General features: G+C 36.9%; 26 protein-coding genes. 12 read left to right on the forward strand and 14 right to left on the reverse strand.

All coding sequences use genetic code 11. The annotated features are described in order from the left end of the window. Positions 1–115 precede the first annotated feature (115 nt). Positions 116–502: a YkgJ family cysteine cluster protein gene (locus H4J39_RS11690; RefSeq protein ID WP_182228507.1), complete on the forward strand. Its 387-nt coding sequence runs from the start codon at positions 116–118 to the stop codon at positions 500–502. 221 nt (positions 503–723) lie between these two features. Continuing rightward, positions 724–1,671, forward strand: a complete 948-nt coding sequence (locus tag H4J39_RS11695; protein ID WP_182228509.1) for a hypothetical protein — start codon at positions 724–726, stop codon at positions 1,669–1,671. Between the two features lie 58 nt (positions 1,672–1,729). Here the strand turns inward: H4J39_RS11695 and H4J39_RS11700 are convergent, their stop codons facing one another. The 4 genes from H4J39_RS11700 to H4J39_RS11715 all read right to left on the reverse strand — a co-directional run bounded on the left by H4J39_RS11700 (position 1,730) and on the right by H4J39_RS11715 (position 5,903). Next, entirely contained in the window at positions 1,730–2,278 is a 549-nt protein-coding gene (locus H4J39_RS11700) for a hypothetical protein (RefSeq protein ID WP_182228511.1), read from the reverse strand. A gap of 184 nt (positions 2,279–2,462) precedes the next feature. Next, positions 2,463–3,644: a DEAD/DEAH box helicase gene (locus H4J39_RS11705; RefSeq protein ID WP_182228513.1), complete on the reverse strand. Its 1,182-nt coding sequence runs from the start codon at positions 3,642–3,644 to the stop codon at positions 2,463–2,465. Between the two features lie 4 nt (positions 3,645–3,648). Further along, positions 3,649–4,107 carry a DUF1456 family protein gene (locus tag H4J39_RS11710; RefSeq protein ID WP_182228515.1) on the reverse strand — a complete coding sequence of 153 codons (459 nt, stop codon included), beginning with the start codon at positions 4,105–4,107 and terminating at the stop codon, positions 3,649–3,651. Positions 4,108–4,298: 191 nt separating this feature from the next. Beyond that, entirely contained in the window at positions 4,299–5,903 is a 1,605-nt protein-coding gene (locus tag H4J39_RS11715; RefSeq protein ID WP_182228517.1) for an ABC-F family ATPase, read from the reverse strand. A gap of 308 nt (positions 5,904–6,211) precedes the next feature. On the opposite strand from H4J39_RS11715, the gene H4J39_RS11720 reads away from it, so the two are divergent. The 3 genes from H4J39_RS11720 (at position 6,212) to H4J39_RS11730 (ending at position 8,419) form a co-directional block, all read left to right on the forward strand. Continuing rightward, positions 6,212–7,156: a response regulator gene (locus H4J39_RS11720; RefSeq protein WP_182228519.1), complete on the forward strand. Its 945-nt coding sequence runs from the start codon at positions 6,212–6,214 to the stop codon at positions 7,154–7,156. Between the two features lie 101 nt (positions 7,157–7,257). Further along, positions 7,258–7,569, forward strand: a complete 312-nt coding sequence (locus H4J39_RS11725) for a GIY-YIG nuclease family protein (RefSeq protein ID WP_182228521.1) — start codon at positions 7,258–7,260, stop codon at positions 7,567–7,569. Positions 7,570–7,696: 127 nt separating this feature from the next. Next, positions 7,697–8,419 (forward strand): PEP-CTERM sorting domain-containing protein, encoded by a 723-nt coding sequence (locus tag H4J39_RS11730; protein WP_182228747.1) that lies wholly within the window; start codon positions 7,697–7,699, stop codon positions 8,417–8,419. A gap of 83 nt (positions 8,420–8,502) precedes the next feature. On the opposite strand, the gene H4J39_RS11735 is transcribed toward H4J39_RS11730, so the two are convergent. Together H4J39_RS11735 and H4J39_RS11740 are read right to left on the reverse strand one after the other, a co-directional pair. Continuing rightward, positions 8,503–9,657: a helix-turn-helix domain-containing protein gene (locus tag H4J39_RS11735; RefSeq protein ID WP_182228522.1), complete on the reverse strand. Its 1,155-nt coding sequence runs from the start codon at positions 9,655–9,657 to the stop codon at positions 8,503–8,505. Positions 9,658–9,765: 108 nt separating this feature from the next. Next, positions 9,766–10,287, reverse strand: coding sequence for an NUDIX hydrolase (locus tag H4J39_RS11740; protein WP_182228524.1), 522 nt, complete (start codon positions 10,285–10,287; stop codon positions 9,766–9,768). Between the two features lie 269 nt (positions 10,288–10,556). Between H4J39_RS11740 and H4J39_RS11745 the strand changes: the two genes are divergently transcribed. Then, on the forward strand, positions 10,557–11,843 hold the full coding sequence (locus H4J39_RS11745) for a S41 family peptidase (RefSeq protein WP_182228526.1): 1,287 nt from the start codon (positions 10,557–10,559) through the stop codon (positions 11,841–11,843). A gap of 19 nt (positions 11,844–11,862) precedes the next feature. Here H4J39_RS11745 and H4J39_RS11750 read toward each other — a convergent pair whose 3' ends face one another. Beyond that, entirely contained in the window at positions 11,863–12,687 is an 825-nt protein-coding gene (locus tag H4J39_RS11750) for a zinc-dependent peptidase (RefSeq protein WP_182180837.1), read from the reverse strand. 332 nt (positions 12,688–13,019) lie between these two features. On the opposite strand from H4J39_RS11750, the gene H4J39_RS11755 reads away from it, so the two are divergent. The 3 genes from H4J39_RS11755 to H4J39_RS11765 all read left to right on the forward strand — a co-directional run bounded on the left by H4J39_RS11755 (position 13,020) and on the right by H4J39_RS11765 (position 16,340). Beyond that, entirely contained in the window at positions 13,020–15,179 is a 2,160-nt protein-coding gene (locus H4J39_RS11755) for a S46 family peptidase (protein ID WP_182228528.1), read from the forward strand. Positions 15,180–15,255: 76 nt separating this feature from the next. Continuing rightward, the gene (locus tag H4J39_RS11760) at positions 15,256–15,699 is read left to right on the forward strand and encodes a disulfide bond formation protein B (protein WP_182228530.1); all 444 of its coding nucleotides are present in this window, start codon (positions 15,256–15,258) and stop codon (positions 15,697–15,699) included. Further along, on the forward strand, positions 15,696–16,340 hold the full coding sequence (locus H4J39_RS11765; protein WP_182228532.1) for a thioredoxin domain-containing protein: 645 nt from the start codon (positions 15,696–15,698) through the stop codon (positions 16,338–16,340). Before H4J39_RS11760 ends, H4J39_RS11765 begins: the two co-directional genes overlap by 4 nt. Positions 16,341–16,466: 126 nt before the next feature. On the opposite strand, the gene minE is transcribed toward H4J39_RS11765, so the two are convergent. The 6 genes from minE to H4J39_RS11795 form a co-directional block, all read right to left on the reverse strand. After that, the gene (gene minE / locus H4J39_RS11770) at positions 16,467–16,745 is read right to left on the reverse strand and encodes a cell division topological specificity factor MinE (protein WP_182228534.1); all 279 of its coding nucleotides are present in this window, start codon (positions 16,743–16,745) and stop codon (positions 16,467–16,469) included. A gap of 1 nt (position 16,746) precedes the next feature. Next, complete coding sequence (minD, locus tag H4J39_RS11775) at positions 16,747–17,556, reverse strand: septum site-determining protein MinD (protein ID WP_182180847.1); 810 nt, start codon at positions 17,554–17,556, stop codon at positions 16,747–16,749. A 28-nt stretch (positions 17,557–17,584) separates the two neighbouring features. After that, complete coding sequence (gene minC / locus H4J39_RS11780) at positions 17,585–18,304, reverse strand: septum site-determining protein MinC (RefSeq protein WP_182228536.1); 720 nt, start codon at positions 18,302–18,304, stop codon at positions 17,585–17,587. Between the two features lie 88 nt (positions 18,305–18,392). Continuing rightward, positions 18,393–18,674, reverse strand: a complete 282-nt coding sequence (locus H4J39_RS11785; protein ID WP_182180851.1) for a cell division protein ZapA — start codon at positions 18,672–18,674, stop codon at positions 18,393–18,395. After that, a complete protein-coding gene (locus tag H4J39_RS11790; RefSeq protein ID WP_182228537.1) occupies positions 18,674–18,925 on the reverse strand; it encodes a DUF904 domain-containing protein in 252 nt (83 codons plus the stop codon). Before H4J39_RS11790 ends, H4J39_RS11785 begins: the two co-directional genes overlap by 1 nt. Before the next feature lie 269 nt (positions 18,926–19,194). Beyond that, on the reverse strand, positions 19,195–19,470 hold the full coding sequence (locus H4J39_RS11795) for a GNAT family N-acetyltransferase (RefSeq protein WP_182228539.1): 276 nt from the start codon (positions 19,468–19,470) through the stop codon (positions 19,195–19,197). 202 nt (positions 19,471–19,672) lie between these two features. Here H4J39_RS11795 and H4J39_RS11800 point away from each other — a divergent pair, with 202 nt between their 5' ends. Continuing rightward, positions 19,673–20,638, forward strand: a complete 966-nt coding sequence (locus tag H4J39_RS11800; RefSeq protein ID WP_182228541.1) for a DnaJ C-terminal domain-containing protein — start codon at positions 19,673–19,675, stop codon at positions 20,636–20,638. Between the two features lie 385 nt (positions 20,639–21,023). Further along, complete coding sequence (locus H4J39_RS11805; protein ID WP_182228543.1) at positions 21,024–21,692, forward strand: ABC transporter substrate-binding protein; 669 nt, start codon at positions 21,024–21,026, stop codon at positions 21,690–21,692. 49 nt (positions 21,693–21,741) lie between these two features. Here the strand turns inward: H4J39_RS11805 and H4J39_RS11810 are convergent, their stop codons facing one another. Beyond that, positions 21,742–22,524, reverse strand: coding sequence for a Crp/Fnr family transcriptional regulator (locus tag H4J39_RS11810; RefSeq protein WP_182228545.1), 783 nt, complete (start codon positions 22,522–22,524; stop codon positions 21,742–21,744). A 322-nt stretch (positions 22,525–22,846) separates the two neighbouring features. Here H4J39_RS11810 and dnaK point away from each other — a divergent pair, with 322 nt between their 5' ends. Further along, the gene (gene dnaK, locus H4J39_RS11815) at positions 22,847–24,733 is read left to right on the forward strand and encodes a molecular chaperone DnaK (protein WP_182228547.1); all 1,887 of its coding nucleotides are present in this window, start codon (positions 22,847–22,849) and stop codon (positions 24,731–24,733) included. Positions 24,734–24,811 lie beyond the last annotated feature (78 nt).

The following is a 24,811-nucleotide window of genomic DNA, read 5'->3' on the forward strand; positions in this document are numbered from 1 at the left end:
ATTTTAAGGATGAAAACAACCCTTTTACGAATAACGAATGAAGTGCTACCCTCCATTATTACTTGAAATACCATGGTACAATTTTGTGTAAACAATTTAAGGAGTAATTCAACCGTTGAAAGATTGTAATCAATGTGGAAAGTGTTGTATTAAGTATGGCAATGGCGGCATAGCAGCTTCCGAGGAAGATATTGACATGTGGGCAATTTTTCGACCACACATTCATCAATATGTTATCAAAGATAAAATTTGGTTTAACCCCGAAACAGGCACACAATTAACTCAATGCCCATTTTTAGAAAAAATGCCCAACCAACAGCCTTCAGAGCAAGTAAAATATACCTGCGCTATTTATCTAGACCGCCCAGAAGATTGTCGTCAATATCCCAGTAATATTGCTGAAATGGTAAGAGATGAATGTGAAATGATTGAAGTGGTAGATTTGAATCACCCCAAAAAAGCACAATTAATCCTCGACGATTTGATGAGTGATAGTCGCTAGTTAATAACCTTTATTAAATAATAGCCACCTATACTATAATTTCATTAGCTTGAATAATTAATCAATTCAACCCACTTATAACGTAATACCAATGTGATTTATTTGCTTTGGTAATGCCTTGTTACACTGTATTTCAAAAGAATAAGTACAATCCAAGGTCATTTTTAAGATGTTGAACCTACAATAAATGATGCTTATGAAAATCTATTTAGTATGTGATTATGTTTTATAAATACGCCCTAAACTATCCAGTGTTGAGTATTACGTTATTATTGATACTTTTTACTCACCCTATCTCTGCAAAAAGTAATGGGGATAATACTCATTTTAACCAAAATATAGATGTGCGCTTTCAATCAAATATTTCTTCAGATAAAAAAGAAATCTTACGCCAATGGATTAACCATAGTAGTGATGCGTTAACCTTGGTTTATGGTGAACTACCTGTTGACCATTTCATAACCAAAATAAAGTTCAGTAAACGAGACTCTGGTGTAGTTCCTTGGGGAGAAGTTAGCCGAAATACTATTCCTGAGGTGACACTTGTTGTGAATCCCAAAAGCACCCTCAATGAATTAAAAGCTGATTGGACGATATATCATGAATTTAGCCACTTACTTATACCTTATGATGCCGCTGATTCCCGTTGGTTTTCTGAAGGTCTCGCCAGTTATTATCAAAATATAATTCAAGCGCGTGTGGGTATGTTTAATGAAAGTAAAATGTGGCAAAAGCTCTATGAAGGATTTGAACGTGGCAGAAAAGACACGAAGTATAATCATCAAAAGTTAAATTACTTGAGTGATAATATTAATCAGAATAATAGTTATATGCGCGTTTATTGGAGTGGTGCCTTATATTGGCTTAAAGCTGATATTGCCCTAAGAAAGCTCAATACTGGTTATTCACTTGATAAGGCATTACATGAATTACACAAATGTTGCTTTGATCGCTACTTATCGGCAGGAGAAATTACCAAGCAACTCGACAAATTAACTAACAATAATATCTTCACTTCATTATTTACCGAATTTTCAAAAAGTTACATATTACCTAAATATATGGATGATTTAAATATGTTAGGAATAGAGCAACAAGCAGGACGAGTAAGATTAGGAAATAAAGCTGAAAACAGCCATATAAGGCGTGCTATTTTTACAGGAAAGTAAGAATAAAATAGCACATGAACGTTATGCTCAAACTATTAGAAGAGCATTCATTACCATTTTATTCTTCTATAGCCTCTTCTATAGCAAGTTTACGTTGATAAACGGTATAACGCATCGCATATTTTTCAGAAAAACGATAACTTATATAAGCAATAAAAATCCAGACTATGAAGTTTTCAGTATCGAATTTTTCGGACCAATACGTAAACCAAATGATTGCTTGTATCATATTAGTTATTGAATCAATAATCATAGCAATCAAAGTGTCAAAACTGAATAATGCAACAATATCTTGCCAACCCGTAATGCTAAACAAAAAATTAACCACTTGAGTTAATTCAATAATAAGAAAAGTTAACAACGCAATTAGCCCATAGAAACCACCACCAAAGGTGACCCATTTAGAGTGTAAGAATAATAATTCTTTTTTGTGTTTTCTTGAGAGAGAAGAACCTGTGTTGTTATTTTTTTTAAAGGCATCCTTAAGTTCAAAATCAGTTGATAAATATCCTTTTTGATAAGAAAAGTAGATCATCAAAAAACTAAATACACCAACAGGTATACCGACAAATAAAATCGCTTGTAAAACATCTAAGAGGGTATGCAAAATCGGATTAATTTTTCAGGAGAATGTATTAAAGTAAATATAGCCGATTGCTGAAGCTAAATATAGCCAGTTAAGTATATATACCCGTTCCACTTCAAAATGCAGATTACTGCATATTGAGGTGAAGCGGGTATATTGGCTGGTCTAATGAATACTTAACTGATGAGAGTGAAATATTTTAAATTTATCTCTTATTTTTAGGAACATAATTTAAAATAGAAACTGGCACAGCTTTTTTGACGGGGAAGCCTTCAAATTCTTTGCGTTTAATAACATGCCCTAAACGACTTTCTATCGCACACAAGTTTCTAAAGTTATCTTTTGCGACAAATGATACCGCTTCGCCAGAAGCACCTGCGCGACCTGTTCGACCTATTCGGTGAATATAGTCATCAACTTGATCGGGTAAGTCGTAATTAACCACACGTACAAGCTCACCGATATCAAGACCACGAGAAGCAATACCAGTAGCGACAAGAAATTTAATTTTTCCCGCTTTAAAGTCATTAAGTACTTGTTCTCGCATCGCTTGCGTTCTACCACCGTGGATAGATTCAGCATGGATACCGCGTTTTTCTAATTGGCTGACTAATTTAGCCGCACCATGTTTTGTTTCAATAAAAATGAGCGCTTGTTGCCATTTTTCTTCATTAATTAAATGGCTCAGTAATGCAGATTTATTACCTTTATCAACGGTTATTAACCATTGGTCAATTTTAGGCTTTGACGCGCTATTATTGCCGATTGAGATTTCTGTCGCATTACTAAAGGTTCTCTTTGATAACAAGCGAACATCATCAGAAATAGTCGCTGAAAATAATAGATTTTGACGCTCAAGCGGTAAACGTTCAATAATTTTATTAATATCTTCAATAAAACCCATATCAAGCATTCTGTCGGCTTCATCTAAAACAAGTACTTCGAGTTCATCAAAATGCAAAGCACGTTGATGCGCCATATCAAGTAATCGACCTGGGGTTGCAACAACAATATCGACCCCCCAAATGAGCTTTTGCCTTTGCGGCTCAATATCAGTACCGCCATACATGGCCATTGAACTAAGGTTTAGATGTTTACCGTAATCACGAATACTTTGTTCTACTTGCACCGCGAGCTCACGCGTTGGCGTAAGAATAAGTGCTCGAATGCGTTTACCACGTAATTTTCGATCGGTATTAAGTTTTTCAAGTATGGGTAAAACAAAACTCGCCGTTTTACCGGTCCCCGTTTGCGCGGCAGCAACAAGATTTTTACCTGATAAAACAACGGGTATTGCTTTTTTCTGAATAGCCGTTGGCTCGCTATAATTCAATTCAGCAAGCGCTTTTAAAAGGGGTTCACTTAATCCCAATGTCGAAAATGGCATGATACTATCCTTGAAGTTTAATTTTCAAACCTTTGATAAAGGTCGACAAAACTTCATCACTACACTCTCTATAGTGCTTATTATTGATACTTCGAAAGAATGCACTTAATTCATATTTGGTTAGACTCAACTCAGCTAATTCAAGCGTCTCAATCACTTCATCAGCTTGTAAAGAAAAGGCTATTTTCAATTTATTAAAAATGGCGTTATTCGTTAAATCTTCTTCAGGCACAGCTTGAGGCCCTTCTTTTGCCCCTCTTTTCTCAACAATTAAACCGTTAAGGAAACTAGCAAGTTCCACATCAAGTAATTCAATGTAAGCAGCATCATCTTTTTCTTTAAAAAAACAAACCAATTTATCTGCAGTTATGTCACACGCATTTAATTTAAATACTGCGCGTGTTTTTTCGTCATCAAAACCAAGTAAAGTACTTAAGCGACGAAGAATATCATTGTTTATCATGTATAAGCCTAGAAGTCGTAGTAGGAGTGAATATAACATAGCGTCATATTCAAAAAGATAGAGAGTATAGCGCACTCGTTTTGAATTCTGCCTAACTCATTTATTTATATATCGTAATAAAGTTACTTAACCAAAGACTTAAAAGCGTCATTAAAGACGCTTTTAAACTTCAATTAAGCCAATAAAAAAGACTAAGCTCTTTTTTGTGCCTGCATTTGGCTATCAAGGTATTCGTCTAAAGAACCTTGGAAATCAACAAGCTTTTTATCTTTAATATCGATAATACGGGTTGCCAAGCTTGAAACGAACTCACGGTCATGGCTAACAAAGATTAACGTACCTTCAAAGTCTTTCAGTGCATTGTTCAATGCATCTATCGCTTCAATATCCATGTGGTTAGTCGGCTCATCCATGATTAATACATTGATATCAGCCATCATTAAGCGACCAAATAACAAGCGATTCTTTTCACCACCTGAACAGTTACGTGCTTTTTTGTTTGCGTCGTCATCAGTAAATAACATACGCCCTAGCATGCCACGAACACTTAAATCGTTATGACAAGGTCTACGCCATTGCGACATCCATTCCATGAGGGTTAAGTCATTATCAAAAAATGAACCACTATCTTGTGGGCAATAGCCTACAGAAGCATTCTCAGACCACTTAACAACGCCTTCAGTTTGCGTTAACTCACTCATTAAACAGCGTAGCAATGTTGTTTTACCAACACCGTTTTCACCAATAATGGCTAATTTAGCACCCGCTTCAAGTAATAAGTCACCTTTTTCAAATAATACTTCACCATCAAAACCATGGCTTAGATTTTCAAGTTCTAATGCTTGACGGTGCATTTTCTTGCCTGGAGCAAAAGCAATTTTTGGTGTGATACGACTAGACGATTTAACATCATCAAGTTTAATTTTATCCATTTTCTTGGCACGAGAACTTGCTTGCTTCGCTTTTGAAGCATTTGCACCAAAACGGTTAACAAAGTCTTGTAGCTCTGCAATTTCAGCAACTTTTTTGTCATTGCCCGCTAATAACTGTTCACGTAACAAGCCAGACTGCGCTAAGAAGAACTCGTAATTACCTGGGTAAACACGTAATTCACCATAATCAATGTCAGCCATATGCGTACAAACAGAATTAAGAAAATGTCTATCATGCGAAATAATGATCATGGTGCATTTACGCTTGTTTAATTCTGTTTCTAACCAACTGATAGTATGAATATCCAAGTTGTTGGTTGGCTCATCAAGTAATAAAATATCAGGGTTGGCAAACAAGGCTTGTGCAAGTAGTACACGAAGCTTCCAACCTGGCGCAACTTGTTGCATTGAACCGTAATGAAAAGATTCTTCAATGCCTGCTTCTAATAAAATTTCACCGGCGCGACTTTCTGCCGTGTAACCATCCATTTCAGCAAATTCGCTTTCTAAGTCACCCACACGCATGCCGTCGGCTTCACTCATTTCAGCTTGTGCGTAAATAGCATCTCTTTCTTGCTTTACTTTCCATAAAGGCATATCACCCATGATCACAGTATCAATAACATTGTGTTGTTCAAAGGCAAATTGATCTTGTCCCAAAGTGCTGACTTTGTTGCCGGTACTAACCGATACATTGCCAGAGCTTGGTACTAAATCGCCACTCAGTATCTTCATAAATGTAGACTTGCCACAACCATTTGCGCCGATCAAACCGTAGCGGTGACCATTGCCAAATTTTGCCGAGATGTTTTCAAACAAAGGCTCTGCGCCAAATTGCATTGTAATGTTAGATGTAGTGATCAAAGATAAATTCCTAAATAGTGCTAACTAAAATGGTTAACCAGCAACGGTGAAGATAGCAAAAATAGAAACATATTTAAGACCATCAAAATAAAGTGCCGCATTATACAGTAAAAACTCTATTTTCTCTACTTAATCCTCAATATTTCTGGTTGTTTTTTCACCAGTAGCAATACAGAAGTGATTAGTGCTTGATATCTTATTAAATAAAAATTATCAAAGCTTGTTAATCGCCTCGGGTATTTCCTTGCAAAACCTTATTTGCTCTAGTATTTTGTTAGCACAATAAAAATAATATATGCGGATATTTCATGTCTATTGATACAATTTACAAAGTCACCCTACACCCTTTCATTAATGAATCTATTGCTAGCTTAAAATCGATGACCAGTTTATCGGGTAATGCTGGCGACGCCTTTATGGATAAAGTTGAAGACTTTCGTTTTAAAGGTTATGCCGTTTGTTCTGATATTACGGGCTGTTTGGATGGGGTAATAATGATGCATCATTATCCAGAAACTGCAGTCGCTATTGGCAATTCTGTTTGTCAAAATATGTTTAATGAAGACTATGATTACACAGAAATAAATGAAGAATTGAGCCATGCTTTAGCAGAATGGGGCAATACTATTGTAGGTCGTGCTACCGACTTACTCAGTCGAAATAACTTACAGTTTGATTTTTCTAGCCCCTATTTTATTCATGATTTTAAAGATATGGAAAAATACCTCGAAGGTGTTAAAGAAATAGTCACTGTGCCAATTACCGTTGAAGGCGTTGGTCGCTATTATTTTAATTTATTGGTACGTAATGTTAACTTTCAAACGAATAATGTTGAAAGAGAGCAAAGTGCGGGTATTTCTAATCCACACAACACACCTTTACCCCAAGACAGTAAAATATTACTCGTTGACGATAGCGCGATGATAAGAAAAGCATTAAAGCGCTTTTTAGCTGGTTTGGGCTATGAAAATGTCATTGAAGCTGATGATGGTAGTACTGCGGTAGAAGCTGTAAAAAACGAAGCCCCTGATTTTCTTTTCATGGACGTCGTTATGACTCAAATGAACGGCAACGAAGCATTAAAAGTTATCCGAGCAAGTGGTTCAAATGTGCCGGTTGTTATGTTGTCATCGGTCACTGATAAAGCACTTGTCGATGAATGCCAACAAAGTGGCGTTTCAGGGTTCATTTTCAAGCCGATTCAAGCCAATAATGGCGCAGAAATAATCAAAGATTATTTAAAAATAGCTTAAGCCAGCCAACAAGTATTTAAAAAGCACTTACTTTATTAATAAGGTAAGTGCTTTAAAAATATTGAGCCTTATTAAGGTATTAACAAGGACGCTTATAAAAAATGAAGGATAATACTGTTTCAACTGGTTACGTTTATATAATGACCCACTCTTTTTTTTCAGATGTCATAAGAATAGGTTGCACCTCTGAAGACCCTATGGAATATGCGCAAGCACTTTCAAAAAATTCACCCGGTGATTATTCTCTGGTCTATTCTTTAGCATGTAGTGAGCCGTGCGAAGTCAAAAAACAAATTCGCACGTATTTAAATGCAAAAAAATACGTAAATGAGTTTTATCAAGTACCTGCAGAAGTAGCAGTAAAGTTACTACAAAGGGAAACATTAAGAATCCCCCTTTTGAATAAAAATTAGACCCTCTTACCTAAAAATAGTTACTCTTGATAGTAAGTACCTAAAATGGACAGTTTAGCCATATTTTCGATTGATATCGTTACGTATAGTGACGGTATTCAAAAAATCAAATAAGTGCTTAATCTCTATGTCTAAACTTATACAGAACATTTTATTGTATGTTTCCTTAATCAGCTTAAGTGCTTTTACTCATGCATCATTAATTACTAATGGAAGTTTTGAACAACTTACCTTTGCTGATGCGACAAAATCTACGGGTATAGTTTCTCATATTGACTTACAAGCATTTAAAAACAAAACAAGTGCTTGGGATGTTTTTTCAACGTTACCTGGCTGGAAAACGTCATACGGTAATGGCATAGAATTACAAAAAAATGTTGTTACAGGCTCTCAAGACGGCTTATACCATGTTGAATTAGATTCTCATCAACGTGGTTCATCTAACGCTGCAATGACACAAACACTAAACTCATTGACGATTGGTGCAGACTATTTATTAGAGTTCTATTACAAACCAAGAACCAATAATAGTAACGATAACGGAATTAATGTTTTTTGGTATGATGCAAACGTTGACTTTAATTTAGGAATGACAGCAGCTTTAATTGCTAACAGCACAAGAAACTTAACGCCAAACTGGGCTTTGCAGTCAGTTTCATTTACTGCTCAAGCACAATCAATGAATTTAAGTTTCGCATCATTTGGTACACAGAACACTTTAGGGGGGTTAGTCGATAATGTTTCTTTAGAGCAGGTAACTTCGGTTCCAGAGCCGTCAATGTTTATCTTGTTTTTAATAGCAATAACCTTGTTATTTGTTCGTCAGCGAAAACTCGCCAAACAAGCGTAATTCAAGCTTTATAACTTTCTCAGTTAATAACAAGTAGCCCCCTTTTCCTAATGGCTGAGAAAGTTACCTTTTCAAACGTTATACTACTCTTTAATTAATAATTTTTTAATTTCATCAAAGTCACAAAGATGAAGCAACTCAGCTTTTTGCTCTAATTGACTAAAATCGTCATACCCCGCCGCTGAAAAGTACAAACATGAAAGCATAAATAATACTAATTCATCTTGTACACTCCCTAGCACTTTTAACTGACTCACTTTTTCTAAATGATTAAGCTGTTTAACCAAACTCGCATCAATATGCCATAACGAAAGCATTAGAGATGATGACGAAAATATACTGATCCCCATCGATTTTCTCATGTGACGATTAAGCGAATCTAAATCGGCAACACCACGCAGCGAATAAAGCATTAACTCATGCTTATAGGTGCTTTTATGGCTGAGTAAAAACACCCCAAGCAATGCAAAAACAAGTACTTGTTCGGTTAGGGCAATATCAAATTTAATTTTTGAGGGTAATGACTTACGAACTTGCTGAAATATTTTAGGTGCCATTAAAAAGGCTTCAGTGTACTGCTCAACAATCCATTGTTCTACATGATCTTGCAGTGCATCTTTCATTGCATAAACAATGGCAAAATTAACCACACTACCTATCCCTAAATTACGACTTATGGCTTCAAGGAGATTTTTTGGGGTTTTTCCATAAATCGCTTTACTGGCTTGGCCAAGAATACGAGCAGAAAAAATTGCGTCATGACCTATAATCTCAATAACTCGCTGCAAATTAAGACGGCCTTGCTCTTTCTCTTCAATTAATTGACGACAACTGCTGGGCATTGGTGGCATATTTTTAGCGATGCTTGTCAGTTTTTCATAATGGCTATCAGTACTACCAGCAGGGGAAAGTTCGCGAAACTGAGAAGGAGTAATACCGAATTTTTGACGAAAGGCCCTTTCAAAGGTCGCCCTTTCAGAATAACCAAGTTTAATCGCTAAGTCTTCAATATTACTTTGCTGAGTTAATAAAGCTTCCACACAAAGTTCATTCAAAAACTTACCTTGAATAAGTTTAAAACTCGTATCTTCTTTGGCAAGTTTGCGGCGAAAAGACGTCATGCTCATCGCTAAAGACGAAGCACACAATTCTATCGATAAAGTTGCAGGCAGTTCACACTGACTAAGCAGTTCATTAACCGCCACCGTCAATAATAACGAAGGTTGAGTCTTAATCATTTGAAGTATATTTCCCTATAATTCGTTAGCTTCAGCAACAAAAAACATCAAAAGTATATCAACATTGCCCCGCTCAATATTACTTTTGTAAATGTTACTTATTAAATATTATGAAGCTAATAGTTCACTAACAATCAGTTTGAGTAAAAAGGTTTCACGCTCAATGGATAATCCCTTCTTTTGACTATTAGCCATCGTGTGTTCATTGTGACTAATCGCTTGATGAATATTCATCCATATAGGATACATACCATTACTAATTTCATGTGATTCAAGCTCAGGTTCAAGTAGTTCATCGTCTATTGAGCAAATATAGCAATAAGACTGCATATGCATAAATTCAAAATCGGCTTTATGCCAAGGTCGAAACTCTTCATATAAGCCAAACGCTTGAACATCTTTTACATCATGTGCACCCGTTTCTTCTTTCAACTCACGTACTAAGCCTGCCACATGACTTTCGCCGTCATCAATGCCGCCACCGGGAAGGCTATAATCGTGATAGCGTTTGGTATAAAGCAAAAGAATATTTTCGCCTTTTAACACAATAGCGCGCGTCGCTTTTCGCGTAAATTGGCGTGCTGACATGTCACTAATGTCAGGATGAATCGTTGATTTTAATAAACGCATAGAGGGGATCTTTAGAAATATTGAGAAAATCATAGGCAAAAAAATGAAAATTAGTTATTAAACCATATCATCTTCTAGCGGAATAATTTTTAACCAAAAGTATAAGCGTATCTTACTACAGTGGTAGCACATAGATCTAAAAAATTATCCCTGCCCTGTTATCATTTGTCAGCAAAGCCCATTACTTTACGAATAGTTTCGTAAAGCTTAAAACAATGCTATGTTGCTAAGAGGTGTATTATCGATAATAACGAAAAGGGATAATTTCTATGACTAAATATGGTGTGGTATTAATATTTTTTTTCAGTAGCTTACCTGTCAACTTTGCTGTTATAGCAATGACCGTTGCCAAAACACCTTATGATAAGCAAAGGGTCATTATCGATAGTATATCGAAAAAATTAATCGATAATTATGTCTTCCCTGATGTTGCCAACAAAGTAGCAACACAGCTTTTATTGAATATCAATAATAATGAATATCTTGGCTATGATGAAAGTTTTATCTTTGCAGACAGACTAACTGGTGACATTCAGGAAATAACGCAAGACAAGCACATCAGAGTTAAACTTCGTCAACCAGGTGTAACGATTAATATTAATGAAGATGTTGAAAAACACTTTAGAGAAGTCGAAATACTCGACGGTAATGTCGGACTGATTACCTTTGATAAGTTTCCATCTGATCCAAAAGCTAAAGACATAATAGACCGTATTTTATTGCAACTAACGGATGTTGATTCCCTGATCATTGATTTACGAAATAATCGAGGAGGAAGCGCAGATCTTGTTCGCTATTTTAGCAGCTATTTTTTTGATAAGAAGACACACCTTAATAGTATTTATTGGCGAGAAACAAATAAGAATGAAGAATATTGGACGATTGATGATCTTCCCAGTGATAAAAGGCCCAATCTGCCCATCTACATTCTCACCAGTAAAAATACCTTTTCAGCCGCTGAAGGATTTTCCTACCTCTTAAAAGTAAGAAAGCGCGCATACCTCGTAGGAGAAACAACAAAAGGAGGAGCCAACCCAGGACATTTTTTTGATTTACCTTCAAGGCTTTCAATTTTTATACCGACCGGAAGAGCGGTTGACCCTATAACAAAAACGAATTGGGAAGGCGTTGGTGTTGCACCCGACTTACCTGTTATTGCTGTATTAGCGTTTGAAGAGGCTTATGCGATGGCAAAATATTCAGCGATTGAATATAGAGTAAGCCAAGGTAAGGCAAAGCCTGAAGAAAAACACAGTATTAAACATTACAAGAAAAATTATGGAAAATGGACACTCGCTAGGAATAACTGCCCATTAAAATACCGCTGGGCACAAGCAGAATACAATGACAGAACGAATAAGTATCAGTTTCCCTACCAAATAAAATACTACGGTAATGGTAGTGCAAATATAGAGTATCAGTTGGGAAATACTTCAGGAAAAATGACACATATTCAATACTTTAAAAGTAGAGAAGATGAAAAGTCAGGCATATCAATTGGCTTGAGTTCATTTAAAACCCTCGATATTTTACAGTGTAAAATATTAAGCGATTAAAAGGTCAGCCATTACCGCCCTATTTCCAGTGAAGCGGGTCAACGTGATAATAGTTTTTGAGTTGTTGATAAAGCACCGGATACTTGGCATTAAACTGATTAGCCTGTTCAAAAAAAACTTCACTGGTCACCGCAAAAAACTCAGCAGGATTAGTGGCGCCATAATAGTCAAACAATGAAGGTGCCCCTGTTTGTGCTTGTCTTTGAAGTTTTTCAAATTGTAAAGAAAAAGCGTCAGACCAAGCTTTGTAATTTTGCCCTTGATATAATATTGGAGCGCCATTAGCTTTACCATTTTCTTGGTCTAATTGGTGAGCGAATTCATGAATGACCACATTGCGTCCATCGTCAGGGATTTTTGCCCCTGCGAGGGTATCTTGCCAAGAGAGTACCACCTTACCAAAATCCCATGACTCACCTGCAAGTGCAACACTTTGCTGATACCTTAAACCGTCAGTACCCATATTTTGTTGTTCTTTAATAAAAGCACTCGGATAAACAAGAATAGTCTGTAATTTAGGGTAAAAATTTGTCTTACGGTTAAGTAATAACAGACATGCTTGTGCAGCAATAGTGATCCGTATTTCATCAGTTATTTGAACCCCATTACAACCAACGAAGTTTTTTTCCGCCAAGAACACCTGAATATGTCGCTTTAACTGCAGTTGTAAATCTGTTGGCATTTGTCCAAAGTACGGCATTCTTTGCTGAATGATTTTTCGCCAAGACTTTTTAAATGGCTGACTTCTTATTTTTTCTCGCTGATACTCTCGCCAATAAGGCTTGGCAACAGAGTAACCAATAAGTAAAACGCCAATAAAGATAGGAAGTAAATAAGACAACATAAAGAGCATTACCTGAGAGTATTTATCTTTAGATAGGTACGAAATAGTTAAATTTCAAGCTCTTGGTCATAATGACAATGATGAAGGCTCTATAATTAAGTGCTTAACTGCTGTGAAGCTCATAACAAAAAGCAGGTAGAATTAGGTATTATTTTCAGTAAACTATTGAAAAGTCGCTGTAAACATCAAGCTTTATCCTTAAAGTTATCTTTGGCATAATGTTCTCCGTAAAAATAGATAAATATGTGGCTGCTAAATATTACTCAGTATTATCTGGCGACTCATCAATATAAAAACTATAACTATAAATTAATACAACCCAGAGAATTCTAATGAAAAAAACAACTATTTTGTTATTAGCAATGGCTTCTACACTCGCCACGGCTGATGAAGGTATGTGGCAACCTCACCAATTGCCTAGCATTGCAAAAGAACTTACCCAAGCTGGTTTAAAACTAAACCCAAACGACTTAACCGATCTAACTGGCTTCCCTATGGGTGCTATTGTCAGCCTTGGCGGCTGTACCGCCTCTTTTGTTTCTGACAAAGGTTTAGTTGCCTCTAACCATCATTGTGTTTATGGCTCTGTTCAATATAACTCAACAGCAGAGAACAACTTACTTGCTAATGGTTTTCTCGCAAAAAACTTTGATGAAGAGCTACCCGCAACACCAGGTAGCCGCATTTATGTAACTGAAGAAATAAACGATGTTACCTCATTAATTAAAGCCAGTATTACCGAGAGCATGTCGGGCTCTGAACGCTATAAAACCATAGATAAAAATTCTAAAACATTAGTAGCTGAATGTGAAAGTGATGAAAAATATCGTTGTAGTGTTGTTAATTTTCATGGTGGTTTAGAATATTATTTATTCAAACAATTAACGATTCGTGATGTTCGTTTAGTACATGCCCCAGCAAGCAGTGTTGGCAAGTATGGTGGAGATGTAGATAACTGGATGTGGCCACGCCACACGGGTGACTATGGTTTTTACCGTGCTTATGTCGGTAAAGATGGCCAACCCGCTGACTTTAGTAAAGATAACGTACCTTATGAGCCAAAGCATCACCTAAAAGTGAATAAAAGTAGTGTTGATGAAGGTGACTACATTATGGTGTTAGGTTACCCAGGACGCACCAATCGTTACCGTACTGCACTTGAAGTTGAGAACCAATTTACTTGGACTTACCCTAATGCTAAAAATTATCGTGAAGAGCTTATCGACTTAATTCATACCGAGTCTGCACCAGAAAGTGAAGCGAGAATAAAGTACGAAAGTACCTTAGCTGGCTTAGCTAACTACGCAAAAAACTACGGTAGTATGATAAAAAGCTATAACAAAGGTACAACTTTAGCGCGTAAACAGCAACTAGAGCAAGACTTAAGTGCTTGGATTAACACTGATAAAACCCGTAAAGCTAAATATGGCAAAGCACTTACTGGTCTCAACAAATTACTAAAACAAGACCAACAAAGCCAAGCCCGTGATCTAATTTTAGGTTATATGGCTTACAACAAAATGTTAAGTACCGCTTACCGATTACACCGTTTAGCCGTAGAAAAAACCAAATCAAATGTAGAAAGAGAGCGTGGTTACCAAGAGCGTGATATTGCCGGCTTTGAACAAGGTATGAAAACCTTTAATCGCCGTTATGACGAGAATATTGATCAAAAGATTTTATTCGCCATGTTAACGCATTATGTTGAACTGCCTAAATCAGAACGTATTCTCGCAATCGACAAATTTTTTGAACTTGAAAAGGGTCTCAATGAAACAGCACTAAGTACTAAGCTTACAAAAATGTATCAAGCATCGTCACTTGCAGATGAAACAACGCGCCTTGCTTGGATGAATAAATCAGTAAAAGACTTTGAAAACAGCTCAGACCCTTTTATTCAACTTGCCGTAAGTACATTTACCGTAAGAAAAGCGCTTGAAGAAAAAGGCGAAGAGTTATCCGGTAATATTCAAGCTTATCGTCCTAAGTATATGGAAGCGTTAATCGCTTATTTTAACGATAAAAACTTACCGGTTTATGCTGATGCAAACAGCACACTGCGTATTACTTACGGTAACGTGAAAGGCTATTCGCCAAAAGACGGATTAACAGCAACACCTTTTACCACACTTGAAGGCATTGTAGAAAAAGACACAGGTGTAAAACCCTTTAATGCCTCTAAAAAACAACTTGATTTAATTAAGAGTAAAACTTACGGCGAATACGCTAAAAAAGAACTTGGCTCAGTACCGGTTAACTACCTAGGTACATTAGATATCACCGGTGGTAACTCGGGGTCACCTACGCTTAATGATAAGGCAGAGTTTGTGGGTTTAGTGTTTGACGGTGTTTATGAAAGTATTATTGGTGATTGGGACTACGACACAAAGTTAAACCGATCGATTCACGTTGATATTAAATACATGTTATGGGTAATGGAGCATGTTGACGGCGCGACTAATCTTATTGAAGAAATGGATATCGTTGAATAATTAACTGAGTTTTATTTATCTTAAAAAATCCGGCTTCGGCTGGATTTTTAACTTTAACTTAACTAAACGAGATTATATGAACGATATATCTGCTAACAACACCTTACCCAAAGGTTGGTTGTTACTCTTTTCGGTTTGGATACTCGCCACTATAAGCACGCTTGCCAGCTTATTTTTTAGTGAGATTGTTAAACTCCCTGTCTGCTCTTTGTGCTGGTATCAACGAGTTGCCATGTACCCTTTAGTCGTTATTTTACCAATGGCCTTATTTCCATTTGACGCTAAAGTGACACGTTATGCGGGTGTATTGGTGTTATTTGGCTGGCTCACCGCATTATTTCATGTATTATTAGTGGCCGGTTACATCCCTAAAAGCGCACAACCCTGCGTACAAGATATCCCTTGTTCAGAAACGCACCTCAATGTTTTTGGGTTCTTAAATATGCCAATGATGTCTTTATTAACCTTTAGTGTCATGGCTTTATTATTATTTTATCTTACTAAATCGGAATCATCATGAATAAAAAATCACTTTTTATTAGCGCCAGCCTTATTATCCTTCTGGCTTTTATTGTTGTTGTATCAGTATTTAAAGCAAACAATAGTCACCAGAACACTAAGGTTGCAAACCTCGACGTCGTTGAACGTATCGGCGCACCAATAAAAGGACCATTAGAGGCGAAAGTGACTATTGTCGAATTTTTCGATCCCGCTTGCGAAACATGTTCGGCCTTTTCCCCATTAGTAAATAACTTAATTAAAAAATACCCTGGAAAAGTTAACGTTATGATGCGCTACACCCCTTTTCATAAGGGATCAGATCAAGTGGTAAAACTACTCGAAGCCGCACACTTGCAAGGGCAATTTTGGCCAGCAGTAGACATTTTATTTAGTCAACAGCAACGCTGGACTCGCCACCATGTTGCGCAACCACAAAGTGCTAGGGCATTATTAAAAGACTTACCTTTAGACAACGAGCAATTTATGCGAGATGTTAGTAGCGATAAAGTCAGCAAGGTTATAATGCAAGATATCGAAGACGGTAAAACACTTGACGTTAGAGCGACGCCACAATTTTTCGTCAATGGTAAACCATTAACCAATTTTGGCTACGAACAATTAACTCAGCTTGTCGAAGAAGCGATTGCCAACGCCTATTAGCTTAAGCGCTTAGGTTATCAATGGTTTTATCAATAAAATAAAATGAAAAAGGCGGATATTCTATTAATGAATATCCGCCTTTTTTATGTTCAAGACCGACAGGTCATAAACGGTATGAATAGAGGCTTAGTTGATACTGTGCTCGTCATTTAATTCGATGTTAAGCTCTAAGACGTTTAAGTCTCCACCTTTATTATCAAGGTTAATTGAAAAGCTTTCATCAGTTACTTTGATATACTTACGCAATACTTCAAGTATATCAGCAGTGAGTTGAGGCAAGTAATCTGGCTGTTTATTTCGACTATTGCGCTCATGAGCAACAATAATTTGCAGACGTTCTTTGGCTTTCGACGCTGTCGTTGCCTGCTTTTCTTTTTTACGTAAAAAATAATCCAGTAATGCCATGTTATCCTCCAAACATACGACTAAGAATGCCTTTTTTCTTGGCATGTAAAAATCTAAAATCAACCGTCTCACCCATAAGGCGATCAACCACATCCTGATACGCTTTTCCTGCATCACTTTCTGTATCTAAAATCACTGGCTCGCCGGCGTTAGATGCCTTAAGCACCGCTTGTGATTCAGGAATGACACCTAACAAAGGTATCGATAGAATATCAACAACATCTTCAACACTCAGCATTTCACCATCGTCAACACGCTTAGGCGAGTAACGTGTTAATAATAAATGTTCTTTAATAGGTTCTAAGCCAAGTTCTGCTCTGCGAGAGCGACTGGCTAACATACCTAAAATACGATCAGAGTCTCGTACTGATGACACTTCAGGGTTAGTCGTTACGATAGCTTCATCAGCATAATACAGTGCCATCATAGCGCCTGCTTCAATACCAGCGGGAGAATCACAAACGATATAGTCATAGATTTTACCCAGTTCTTCAAGTACCTTACCGACGTTTTCTTTATTTAACGCATCTTTGTCACGAGTTTGCGAAGCGGGTAATATAGACAAGCTGCTAACGCGCTTATCTTTAATTAAGGCTTGATTTAAAGTCGCTTCACCATTAATCACATTAACAAAGTCATAAACAACTCGGCGTTCACAACCCATAATTAAATCAAGGTTACGTAGGCCAATATCAAAATCAATTAACACTACTTTTTGACCTTTTAACGCCAATCCAAGACCGATTGCCGCACTTGATGTCGTTTTGCCAACCCCTCCCTTTCCTGATGTAACAACTATTATTCGTGCCATAGACCGAATATCCTTTTTAAGTTAAAAGTTAAATGAGTTTTGATGACGTGAGTTCGCTGTCAGTCAAATGTATATATGCGGGAGAACCCCAATATTGCTCCATTGATTCACTCAACCAATAGTTACCATTAATAGAGACCAATTCAGCCTCGAGGTTTTGGCAATATATTTGCGCCCGATGATGACCTTTTGCACCCGCAATGGCCCGACCACGTAACGAACCGTAGACATGAATGTTACCATCAGCAATGACTTCAGCTCCAGCAGATACTGAGCCAATAACCACTAAATTCTGATCTTTAGCGTAAACCTGCTGACCTGAGCGTATTTGCCCACGGTGTATTTTGTCGCTGAATAAGTTACGTTCTGGTGTCTCTGCAACTATTTTAGTTTCTCCGGCTTCAGCCTCTGCTAAAAGAGTGGTTTTTTCAACCGTACTCGCTTTCGCCGTATTCACAAATGAAAAACCAAGTTCGCGGATCAAGGTACGCTGGTCTTTTGATACCGTGCCAGTAAAACCAACAAAGGTAAAATTGAATGATTCAATTAACGTTTTTATCGCTTGATAATCAATTGAACCCTCTAACTGTTCAATACTGACCACAATGGGAACAAGATAAAAAAAATCGGGTGCTTGTGCGACTTTATCAGCTAAATCAGTACGAATGTCCGCTAATATTGACGTTTTTAAATGTAAAACAGACAAGGTAAAGCTCGAGCCTTTAAATTCGATGCTAGCATCAGCCATAGCGAAAATGTTCCTAAATATTAAATCAGCAGTATTACCACTATATTAACTCTCGCGCTGAGTGGCAATACTGAAAAAATGAAAGTGTCTATAAAGCGCTTTTTAATGTTGAAATTAGCGCCTCTTGTCCGTGTTGGTAGCGTTCAATTTTATTATTTGCCATTAACAATGAATAGCTTAAATTAATTGACGCCACTAATAAAGCACGCTCACTGCTGGCATTGCCTCTTTGCTGTTTGATGTCTTCACACATTACAGCAAGCTTGCTAGCGGCTTGCTTTAAATCCTCTGCTTGTTCAGCTGAGCAAGAAAACTGATGTTGCTTACCCATAATTTCAATGCTGATGCCATTAGAGTCTTGAGTCAACATTAACTCAGCTCTTCTGCACTTTGTAATTTGTCTAATAAAGCGGTTAATACATTATTTGTTTGTTTCTGCTTTTCTTCACCCTCGAGGGCTTCAAGTTGAAAAGTTTCATTTTCATCAATAAGCAAAGTTTTTTGCTGTTCGAGTTCTGCTTTTTGCTGTATTAATTCTGCCACTTGGCTTTTTAATTGGTTATTTTTATCAATGATTTTTTCGATCAGTTGTTCGAGTTGTGGGAGAGTATTTTCTATCATAAGGCGCTCTTGTTAACTGTGCTAATTAAGGGCGGCAAATTTAATATAAAGTGAGGCAGAATGCTACTATTTACCGCAATTATTGACTTAATTTATCTAACAACGACCAATGTCAGAACAGATCAACAAATCAAGCTCAAATAACAAGCACTAAGATCGAAAATCAAGCAGGCCATTATTAGGATTTATCACCAAAACTGTCATTAATAACCACCAGCGCTTAAAGGTAAAACTATACGCAATAATAAAAAGTCTTCCCCCCACTACTTTCAAATAAACAGATCGCTTGCTTGGGGATTTTTTTCAAGGTATTTAGTGATGTATGAACATTTTGCGACGGCTTTTTTATTCTCTTTTTTGATCTGTTCAAGAACATCTTCTAAAAGTATTTTAGCGAGACCTTTACCCGCGAGTGCTTCAGGAACAATAGTTTGCGTTAGGTGCATATTGCCATTTTTATCATCATATGTAATATAGGCAATATAACCATCAATATGATATTCATACCGACATTCTTGCGTGTTGTGTATCAGTGTGTAAGACATAATTCCCTGTTAATATATTAATACAATCTACTTTTGTATGAAAAGTAGCATGAAAAATTAAATTGAACATCCCATATTTTCTCTAAATGTCACATTATTGACATTCATCATTTTTATTTGTGCTTATAATAAAGTCATAAAATGGGACTATTATAGATAAACCCAATAATCATTAGCTGGTTTATCTGCACAGGAGAACACGGTGAATTACAAAGATTACTACAAGATTATGGGCGTTGATAAAACGTCGACCCAAGATGAAATCAAAACATCATATCGAAAACTAGCACGAAAATTTCATCCTGATGTCAGTAAAGAGAAAGATGCAGAGACTCGCTTTAAAGATATAAATGAAGCCTATGACGTATTACGTGATAAAGAAAAGCGGGCAGCTTATGACCAACTGGGCAGTAATTGGAAAGCGGGCCAATCTGGCTTTACCCCCCCACCTAAGTGGCAAGAGCAATACCAACAAGGTAATAGTAGTTTTAATACCGGTGGCCAAGGTGACTTTAGCGACTTTTTTGAATCGTTATTTGGTGGTGGCTTCAATGCGGGTCAACATTCACCGCGTGGTCATCAGCCTAAACAAGGGCAAGATAGTCATGCCAAAATATTAATAGATTTACCAGATACGTACACTGGAGTAACCCGAAGCTTTACGCTGCAAGATCAAATTGTAAATGGACAAGTACAATCAAAGGCACGCACATTAAAAGTTAATATACCAAAAGGCATCAAACCAGGGCAAAAAATTCGTTTACAAAAGCAAGGTGAAGCGGGTTTTAGTGGCGCAAAAAATGGCGATTTATATCTTGAGGTAGGTTTTAATCCTCACCCGTTATATGTTATTGAAGGCGTCGATATTACCACCGAGCTTACTATTACTCCATGGCAAGCAGCATTAGGTGAAAAAGTAAAAGTACCCACACCAACAGGTACAATTGATTTAACGTTACCTAAACTAGTGAGTAGTGGTGCTAAAATGCGCCTAAAAGGTCGGGGATTACCCAGCAAAATTCCTGGAGACTTTTTTGTAAAACTTAAGATTGCTTTTCCAAAAAGCTTGTCCCCAGAAGAAGAAACGCTTTATCAATCTTTAAAGGGATTAGCGACGAGTCATGATAAAAATGAAACTGAAAATGCAAAGCAAAAAATTGATAGTTAACAGAAAAATGAAACGAATAGATCCATATACTTTTTTAGCTGTTTATTAATGAGCATTATCGCTTCTTGAAATATTAACGCGCAAAGTGCTCATAATTTACTCTGGAGAACCAAATAAAACTAACCAGTAGCCCTAAGTGAGACTTAATGACAATAATGCATGATAGTGAATGATAGTGCTTATGTCATTAAGTAAAAAAGAGAGTACAATAATATTAACAGCAGTTAAAAGTAGATAATGAGTTAAATTCACTGCATTATTAGTCGATAATTATAGTCAGAGTCTGTATTCGCTATTTAACCCCAAACATTCTTTTATCTTGTCATCATTACTTTGGAAATTTTTTATATTCATGATATTGCTTCGAAACTTATTTGTCCTTTTAATGCTAACAATATCTCAAAACAGTGCGGCTTTAGAGACCATAACCCTTGCTGCCGAAAATAGCTGGCCTCCTTATTCAGACGAAGGCGGAAACGGAATTTCAAAAAACATTATTCAAGCAGCATATAACGCTGTAAATATTCGCGTTGAATTTATTGTTGTTCCATACGCTAGAGCACTAAAGATGACCAAGAATGGGCAAGTTGACGGCGCCTTCAATGTAACAAAACAAAAAAGCACGATTGATCTATTTAATTTTGGTGAAATTCCTATTTTGCAAGCTAACGCATCATTTTATTATCACAATGACACCGTCATAAACTTCACTTCGGCTGATGATATATCTAAGAAAATATCTGTTGGCGTAATTATTGGTTATGAATACGGTGATAATTACGAGAAAAACAAAAATCGATTTAAAGAGGTTAGAGTCGCGAGTCAAACACAACTGATCAAGCTTCTAAAGAAGAAAAGAATAGATGTAGCCATTATGTTTGATGATGTTGTTAAAAGTAAATTAAACGATATGGGGCTTCAACCTAACGACATAAGAAAAGGTAAGCTTCACCAAAAAAGTGATATTTATGTTGCTTTTAGTAAGTCAAAAAACACTAAACATGCTATGGAAATGCTCGACGAAGGCCTAGCAAAAACACACAACCAAAAATAATATCCCCCAAGGAAGAAAGGCAATGCTTTACGTTATTTATAAGTGACTGTTAGTTTTTATTTTGAGGTGGTGCATTATAAAAAGGTGCATTTGATAACGTTTCTGTGTATTTCGCTTCTTTTTCTAATGCTTCTAAATCTTTAATAATCAGTTGATTGCGTTTTTTATCAAGCGTTCCTGCTTTCTTCCAATGTTGTAACTGCTTATTTATCACTTGCCTAACTGAACCCGTCATCCGCGCCAAGGTTTCATCATTTAAACCGTTAACCAAATGATGTTGATGCTCTGCTTCTACCGTGCCGGTATAAAACTTAATTTTATTAATATGTTCTAAAATAATACGGCTTAAGCGTGTGGTAACATCATGTAAAATCAGGCTGCTGGCCTGCTGTTCTTTTTCACGCATTTTTTTGGCTAAATAAGGCATAAATTGCTGGTTGAACTCTGGATATGTCCACAGCCAATGGCGCATCGTTGAAAGTTTAACTGACAATAACTTTACCGTTGTTAAAGGAGAAACAATGACCTCATGTGGTTGATCGTCTAACAGCACCATTAAGTCAAAACAATCACCGGCATAAAGCATATCTAGAGTGGCTTCTCTGCCTGTCTCAGGATTACTTTGTTTGATTTCTAAACTGCCATCAATAACGACGAAGAAACGCTGGGTAAGTAACGCAGGATTAAAGTAATCACCTTTGTGCCATTCATCAAGCTGAAATTCTTGTTGAAAGTCTTCAATTAATTTTGTTGGTAAGTCTGCAAAAATATTAGCTTGCTTGACTAAAACAGGACTGGCTTTTTGAGGTAAATGAGTAACATCTTTATTCATGAAGGTAAAATTTAAGCCGTGGTGTTCACAAGTGTTTTTATTCTACCCCCTTGTCTGTATATAGCAAAAGCTAATGTTAATTTTAAATTTAAAACGATTAACAATACAAAATGATCATTACTGTCATATTTGTGACAGAAGCCTTTTATCCACTTATGTATTATAGCGTCACTGAACAAACAACCAAGCTTAAACCATCAATGTTAGTCGGCTTATCCAAGGTTGTTTATAAGGTTTATACGGTCAAACTGCTTACGGGATAATTGCCATAAAGCAGCAGACTTTTTTATTAAACCCTTTTTTTAAATAATAGGTAATTATTATGTCGAAGATTATTGGTATAGATTTAGGTACAACAAATTCATGTGTAGCGGTTATGGAAGGTGGTGTTGCTAAAATTATTGAGAACGCAGAAGGTAGCCGCACAACGCCGTCAATTGTTGCTTATGCAAACGATGAAACATTAGCGGGCCAACCGGCAAAAAGACAAGCCGTTACTAACTCTAAAAACACCTTATTTGCGATTAAACGTTTAATTGGTCGTAAATTTGATGATAAAGAAGTACAAAAAGATATTAAGTTAGCCCCTTATAAAATTGTAAAAGCAGACAATGGTGATGCTTGGGTTGAAGTTAATGGTAAAAAATTATCGCCACAAGAAGTATCAGCGCAAATTTTACGTAAATTGAAAAAAGATGCTGAAGCCTATTTGGGTGAAACAGTAACCGAAGCGGTTATTACCGTACCCGCTTACTTTAATGATTCACAGCGCCAAGCAACAAAAGATGCAGGTAAAATTGCAGGACTTAATGTAAAACGTATTATCAATGAACCAACGGCGGCGGCATTGGCCTACGGCGTTGATAAAAACAATAAAGCTGACCAAAAAGTGGTGGTTTATGATTTAGGTGGCGGTACCTTTGACATTTCAATTATTGAAATTTCTAATGTAGACGGCGAAAAACAATTTGAAGTGTTAGCAACCAACGGTGATACCTTTTTAGGAGGCGAAGACTTTGATTTACGCCTGATTAACTACCTTGCTGATGAATTTAAAAAAGAAAGCGGTATTGATATTCACCAAGACCCGTTAGCGTTACAACGTATTAAAGAAGCGGCTGAAAAAGCAAAAATAGAGTTATCATCAGCACTACAAACTGACGTGAACTTGCCGTATGTTACCGCTGATGCTAGTGGCCCTAAACATTTAAATGTGCAAATTACCCGAGCAAAATTAGAGTCTTTGGTTGATGACTTAGTGAAAAAGACTATCGCTCCGTGTGACCAAGCACTTAAAGATGCTGGCTTAAGTAAAGGTGATATTAACGAAATTATTTTGGTGGGTGGTCAATCACGTATGCCAAAAGTACAAGAAGCCGTTAAAGCCTTCTTTGGTAAAGAGCCGCGTAAAGATGTTAACCCAGATGAAGCCGTTGCTATTGGTGCCGCGATTCAAGCGGGAGTGTTATCTGGCACGGTCGGTGATGTGTTACTACTTGATGTAACGCCATTGTCACTAGGTATTGAAACGTTAGGCGGTGTAATGACTAAGCTTATTGATAAAAATACCACGATACCAACACGTGCGTCTGAAACGTTCTCTACGGCTGAAGATAATCAAGCGGCGGTAACGGTGCATGTATTGCAAGGTCAGCGTGAAATGGCAACAGATAATAAATCGTTAGGTCAATTTAACTTAACCGATATTAACCCAGGTCCTCGTGGCTCGGTACAAGTTGAAGTCACGTTTGATATTGATGCAGATGGTATTTTAAATGTATCAGCGAAAGATAAAGCAACGGGTAAAGAGCAAAGCATTAAAATTACCGCATCAAGTGGTTTAACTGAAGATGAAGTTAATCGCATGGTCGATGATGCTCACAAGCACGCAACTGAAGATAAGCAAAAACGTGAGTTAGTTGAACAACGTAACCAAGCAGATCAATTGATTCATACGGTGCAAGCCTCAATGCCTAGCTTGAGTGAAGATCAGCAAACCGAGCTTAAAACATTAATTGAGCAACTAAAAATGGCGGTTAATGGCAATGATAAAGCGGCGATAGAAATGCGACAAAAAGCATTACAAGAGGCGCATAGTAAAATAATGCAAGCTTCACAAGCAGAGCAGCCTCAAGGTGAAGCGGCTAATGACAGTACTCGAAACGAAGATGTTATTGATGCTGATTTTGAAGAAGTCAGTAATGGATAAGCTCTAAATACTCTCTGATAAGGTAAATGAGATACCGCTTAATTTTCAAGATGTCGCATAAGATCAAAACCCCTAATA

This window comes from Colwellia sp. Bg11-12, assembly GCF_014076955.1.
Lineage (GTDB): Bacteria > Pseudomonadota > Gammaproteobacteria > Enterobacterales > Alteromonadaceae > Colwellia_A.

Bases quoted from the DNA above. Each gene is read 5' to 3' on its own strand.
- H4J39_RS11695 (WP_182228509.1), top strand. From the start codon at position 724: ATGTTTTATAAATACGCCCTAAACTATCCAGTGTTGAGTATTACGTTA.
- H4J39_RS11810 (WP_182228545.1), bottom strand. From the start codon at position 22,524: ATGAATAAAGATGTTACTCATTTACCTCAAAAAGCCAGTCCTGTTTTA.
- dnaK (WP_182228547.1), top strand. From the start codon at position 22,847: ATGTCGAAGATTATTGGTATAGATTTAGGTACAACAAATTCATGTGTA.
- H4J39_RS11740 (WP_182228524.1), bottom strand. From the start codon at position 10,287: ATGCGTTTATTAAAATCAACGATTCATCCTGACATTAGTGACATGTCA.
- H4J39_RS11705 (WP_182228513.1), bottom strand. From the start codon at position 3,644: ATGCCATTTTCGACATTGGGATTAAGTGAACCCCTTTTAAAAGCGCTT.
- H4J39_RS11785 (WP_182180851.1), bottom strand. From the start codon at position 18,674: ATGTTGACTCAAGACTCTAATGGCATCAGCATTGAAATTATGGGTAAG.
- H4J39_RS11725 (WP_182228521.1), top strand. From the start codon at position 7,258: ATGAAGGATAATACTGTTTCAACTGGTTACGTTTATATAATGACCCAC.
- H4J39_RS11720 (WP_182228519.1), top strand. From the start codon at position 6,212: ATGTCTATTGATACAATTTACAAAGTCACCCTACACCCTTTCATTAAT.
- minD (WP_182180847.1), bottom strand. From the start codon at position 17,556: ATGGCACGAATAATAGTTGTTACATCAGGAAAGGGAGGGGTTGGCAAA.
- H4J39_RS11710 (WP_182228515.1), bottom strand. From the start codon at position 4,107: ATGATAAACAATGATATTCTTCGTCGCTTAAGTACTTTACTTGGTTTT.
- minE (WP_182228534.1), bottom strand. From the start codon at position 16,745: ATGGCATTACTGGATTATTTTTTACGTAAAAAAGAAAAGCAGGCAACG.
- H4J39_RS11805 (WP_182228543.1), top strand. From the start codon at position 21,024: ATGCTAACAATATCTCAAAACAGTGCGGCTTTAGAGACCATAACCCTT.
- H4J39_RS11760 (WP_182228530.1), top strand. From the start codon at position 15,256: ATGAACGATATATCTGCTAACAACACCTTACCCAAAGGTTGGTTGTTA.
- minC (WP_182228536.1), bottom strand. From the start codon at position 18,304: ATGGCTGATGCTAGCATCGAATTTAAAGGCTCGAGCTTTACCTTGTCT.
- H4J39_RS11730 (WP_182228747.1), top strand. From the start codon at position 7,697: ATGTCTAAACTTATACAGAACATTTTATTGTATGTTTCCTTAATCAGC.
- H4J39_RS11750 (WP_182180837.1), bottom strand. From the start codon at position 12,687: ATGTTGTCTTATTTACTTCCTATCTTTATTGGCGTTTTACTTATTGGT.
- H4J39_RS11735 (WP_182228522.1), bottom strand. From the start codon at position 9,657: ATGATTAAGACTCAACCTTCGTTATTATTGACGGTGGCGGTTAATGAA.
- H4J39_RS11745 (WP_182228526.1), top strand. From the start codon at position 10,557: ATGACTAAATATGGTGTGGTATTAATATTTTTTTTCAGTAGCTTACCT.
- H4J39_RS11790 (WP_182228537.1), bottom strand. From the start codon at position 18,925: ATGATAGAAAATACTCTCCCACAACTCGAACAACTGATCGAAAAAATC.
- H4J39_RS11795 (WP_182228539.1), bottom strand. From the start codon at position 19,470: ATGTCTTACACACTGATACACAACACGCAAGAATGTCGGTATGAATAT.
- H4J39_RS11765 (WP_182228532.1), top strand. From the start codon at position 15,696: ATGAATAAAAAATCACTTTTTATTAGCGCCAGCCTTATTATCCTTCTG.
- H4J39_RS11755 (WP_182228528.1), top strand. From the start codon at position 13,020: ATGAAAAAAACAACTATTTTGTTATTAGCAATGGCTTCTACACTCGCC.